General features: G+C 66.0%; 4 protein-coding genes. 1 reads left to right on the plus strand and 3 read right to left on the minus strand.

Annotated elements, in window-relative coordinates:
* On the plus strand, positions 1-304 hold a 304-nt coding region (locus Q0O95_RS13280), incomplete at its 5' end, for a type II toxin-antitoxin system VapC family toxin (protein ID WP_293699591.1).
* A gap of 6 nt (positions 305-310) precedes the next feature.
* Here the strand turns inward: Q0O95_RS13280 and Q0O95_RS13285 are convergent.
* From Q0O95_RS13285 to Q0O95_RS13295, 3 genes are all read right to left on the minus strand, one after another.
* Positions 311-1918, minus strand: coding sequence for an ABC transporter ATP-binding protein (locus Q0O95_RS13285; RefSeq protein WP_293699594.1), 1608 nt, complete (start codon positions 1916-1918; stop codon positions 311-313).
* Positions 1915-3072, minus strand: a complete 1158-nt coding sequence (locus Q0O95_RS13290) for a serine hydrolase (RefSeq protein WP_293699597.1) — start codon at positions 3070-3072, stop codon at positions 1915-1917. Before Q0O95_RS13290 ends, Q0O95_RS13285 begins: the two co-directional genes overlap by 4 nt.
* Positions 3069-4328, minus strand: a 1260-nt coding sequence (locus tag Q0O95_RS13295) for an anhydro-N-acetylmuramic acid kinase (RefSeq protein ID WP_293699600.1), incomplete at its 5' end; no start/stop codon positions are given. The genes Q0O95_RS13290 and Q0O95_RS13295, both read right to left, overlap by 4 nt.

Consider the following 4328-nt stretch of genomic DNA (forward strand, 5'->3'; position numbering starts at 1 on the left):
GGCGCAGGAATTGCATATCTCAGCCGCCTCCGCATACGAACTGGCACAGAAATCTCGAATCGGCAAACTCCCGCAGGCGAGCGCGATCTTGGCGAGGTGGGACGAACTCGCCGGCGCAATGGGCGCCCACGAGCTCTCACTGACCGCCGCGGACATGGCAACAGCCGGTTCACTCTCTTGGGATCACCGAGATCCGTTCGACCGCATGCTCGTCGCCCAAGCCAGGCTCCGCGGGCTCACGCTGGTCACAAGTGACACCGCAGTGAGGGAGTTCGACGGAGTCGTCTGCGCCGATTGGGTCTAACCAGCGTCAGTGCGCACCGCTGAGCGAAGCGCCGGGAATGGCCGCGAGCAGCTCTCGCGTGTACTCGGACTCGGGCGCGCTGAACAGCTGCTGCGGTGTTCCCGACTCGACGATGCGGCCCTTCTGCATGACGTGCACGGTGTGCGAGATCATGTTCACGACCGCAAGATCGTGACTGATGAAGAGATAACTCAGTTCGAGTTTGCGCTGCAGATCGACGAGCAACTCGAGAATCTGGTTCTGCACAAGAACATCCAGCGCAGACACCGCTTCGTCCAGCACGACCAGTTCGGGCTTCAGCGCCAGCGCTCTCGCGATGGCAACCCGCTGTCGCTGGCCACCGGAGAGTTCGTGCGGCAACTGCTCGGCGACAGAACGCGGCAGCGAGACCTGATCGAGCAACTCGAGTACGCGATCGCCCCTGCTGCGACGGTTGCCGACCCTGTGCACTCGCAACGGCTCCCCGATCGTCTCGGCGATCGTGTACCTCGGGTCGAGCGAGGCATACGGGTTCTGGAACACCGGCTGCACCCGGCGGCGCATCCGCATGAGTCGCTTGCCGCGCAGCGACGAGATGTCTTCACCGCCGACCCTGATGCTCCCCTCGGAAACGTCTTCAAGCCCCAGCAGCATCTTCGCTGTCGTCGATTTGCCCGACCCGGACTCACCGACGATCGACACGGTCGAGCCCTGCGGAATCGAGAACGAGACATCGCGCGCCGCCCAGAACTGACGTCCGCCACGCATCTTGAACATGCGGCCGACACCCTCGACCTCGGCGAGCACGGCTCCGTTCGACTCGCGAGGCTCCACGAGGGACGTGCTCATGAGGCTGGGCGCGTGGTTCACGAGCGTGCGCGTGTATTCGTGCCGAGGTTCGTTCAGAATCGCGCGAGCGTCACCCGATTCCACCAACTCGCCCTGAAACATGACCAGCACACGGTCGGCGCGCTCTGCGGCGAGGGCGAGGTCGTGGGTTATCAGCACGACCGCTGTGTTCGTCTCCGACGTCAGCTGTTCCAGCTTGTCGAGAATCCTTCTCTGGACCGTGACATCGAGCGCGGAGGTCGGCTCGTCTGCGATCAACAGCTCGGGTTCGCACGCGAGCCCCATGGCGATGAGCGCTCGCTGCCGCATCCCGCCGGAGAACTCGTGCGGATACTGGCGATAGCGCTCCTCCGGATCCGGGATGCCCACCATCTCCAGCAGCTCGAGCACGCGTTCACGCCCTTCGGCACCGCGAGCCTTCCCGTGCACCTCGAGCGCTTCGAGAATCTGCTGACCGACCGTGTGGGCGGGGTTGAGATTCGACATCGGGTCCTGCGGCACCAGCCCGACTCCTGCTCCGCGGATCCGCTGCATCCGACGTTCGGTGGCGTTCGTCAGGTCTTCGCCCGCGAACCGCACGCTGCCTTCTGCAATGCGGCCGTTGTCGGCCAGCAGCCTGTTGATGCACGCAGCGAGGGTGGATTTGCCGGATCCGGACTCGCCGACGATGGCAACCGTTTCGCCTGCGTGCACCTCGAAACCGACGTTCTTCACCGCATCGAACGGTCCGTTCGGCGTCTCGAAGGTCACGCGGAGATCGCGAATGGAGAGCAATGGATCGGTCACGTTGAGTCTCCTGTTCCTGCTTCGTGCAGTATTCGATCGGCAGCGCCGACAGCTCGCCGCCAGAGATCATCGACCGGTGCCAACGCCCTTCGCGCAGGAGGTGGCGCACCGTGCAGTCGGTTCGTCAGCACTACCATCAGCACGCGTGGAGCGGACGCCGTCTCCGGCGCTGCGGCGATGAATGTGCCGGTGAAGCCGGGATGCCCGACGAACGTGCGCTGCTGCCCCCGCCACTGCTGCTCGTACACCCTGACACCCGTCCCCTGCCGGAAGGCACCGGCCGGCTGCGGGCCGTGCACATCGGCCAGCTCTGCGGCGAGCACGGGATCGGCGAGCGCCGCAGCAACGTGCAGCAGCCCTGCCGCGTCGCTGAACCATCCCGCGTGGCCCGCGACGCCGCCGAAGGCATGGAACGCATTGCAGTCGGCGGTTTCGTCACGAATGATGTGCTCTCGCCAGGCGAACCCTGCTGCCGCGGCCCGCACGTCCGCGCTGACGGAGTAGGGGTCGCCCGAGGCGATCATGTCGCGTTCCACCGCGTCGCCGAGACCTCCGGAAGCCACGGGAGCTTCGGAGTACGCGCCCGCCGGCGTGACCGTGTTCGCGCTCAGCGGGCTCAGCGTCAGCTCCTGCACGGAGCTCTCGAACGGCTGCCCCGTGACGTGCGCGATGACGGCACCGAGGGCCTGCATCCCGAGATCCGAGTACTGCCACTTCGTTCCTGCCGGAGCGCTCGGGGGAAGCGCGAGGATCGACTCGAGCGGGCTCTCCTCCGCAAGATAGAGCGGCCACCACGGACGCATGCCGCTGCGGTGTCGCAGCAGGTCATCCAGCGTGACGGCACCGTGCGCACCGGCAGACGGGCCGAAGAAGTCGCCGAGCGTGTTCGTGAGCCGTAGAGCCCCTGTTTCGCGAAGCCGCAGCATCGTGAGCGTTGTGAGCACCTTGCTGACGGAGGCAAGATCGTGCACGTGCTGCTCGGTCATCGCCTCTGCGACCGCGTGCGACTGCTCGAGGCTTGCGGCTCCCGCCGTCGACAGGAGCGTTTTCTCGCCTTCGACGATCGCCACGACGGCACCGACGGGAGGCTCGGCACCGTGCTGTGTACCGATCAGCAGTTGGTCGGCGACCGAGGCAGTTCGAACGGTAGTCACTTGAGGCTCCGTGTCATCCGGATCTGCGGCTCGCCGAATGCCGGGTCGACCTTGCGTTCGCCGTCGGCGACCCAGCCGAGCCGTTCGTAGAACCGACGAGACGGCCCGTTCTCCTCGAAGACCCACAGCGTCACTCCGCACGCTCCGCGGTCGGCCAGCGATGCGATCGCCGCTTCCACCAGTCGCCTTCCGTAACCGCCGCCCTGCTCATCCGGACTCACGTAGAGCGAACGGATGTGGCCCTGCGTCTCGTCGGTCATCGCGAAGCCGACGACACCCACGATCGCGTCGTCGGATTCCGCAACGTACACCGTGCCGGACTCATCGGCGAGCGCTCGCTGCCACATCGCGTTCGCCTCCTGCCGGTCGACGGTGTCGATCAGTCGAGCGGGAAGCACAGCCGGGTAACTGCGCGTCCAGCAGTCGTAGAAGACATCGACGACACCCGCGAGGTCATCGGCATTCGCCTCGCGGATGCCAGCTGCCCCGACGATACGCAGTTGCGACGGCGGCTCCGTGAGCGGCTGAGGCAACTGCAACGGGTCCTCGCCCGGCGTGATCGTTCCCAGGATGCGCTGCTCGCGAGCGCCCGTCGCGGAGGCAACAGCACCCGGTAGACCGTGCCAGCTGAGCCATCCGATCAATGCGAAGGCGAACGCCTCCTTCGTGTCGGAGTCCACGCCCAGGTCGTTCGTCGTGATCACCCGGGCATCCGGCAGCTCTCGCCGCAAGCCGCTCATGATCGTCGCGTTCCTGGCGCCGCCTCCGGATGCGACGACCGTCTCGACGCGATGCTCGCGAAGTTCGTCGGCGACCGTGCGAACGGTGAGTTCGGTGAGCGTCGCGATGAGGTCCTGCGGCACAAGAGCACGTGCTGTTCGCTCGAGAATCTCGTCGACGTAGGCGGCGTTGAACAGCTCCTTACCCGTCGATTTCGGAGCGGCGAGCGCGTAATAGGGCTCGCGCAGCAGCTCCTCCAGCAGTGCGTCGTCGACTCGTCCGGATGCCGCTATTGCGCCACCAGCGTCGTATCCATCGGGGTGGGCATCCGTCATCCGCACTGCGGCGTCGATGAGCGCGTTCGCTGGGCCGATGTCGTAAGCGATAGGAGGTTTCGCGTCGTCGATGATCGTCGCGTTGGAGATGCCGCCCAAGTTCAGCGCTGAACGCACGCCACGCACGTCCTGCAGCAGCAGTGCATCGAGCACGGGCACGAGCGGGGCACCGTGACCGCCTGCGGCGATGTCGCGTGCACG

The organism is uncultured Agrococcus sp. (genome assembly GCF_945915485.1).
In the GTDB taxonomy this organism is placed as follows: Bacteria; Actinomycetota; Actinomycetes; order Actinomycetales; family Microbacteriaceae; genus Agrococcus.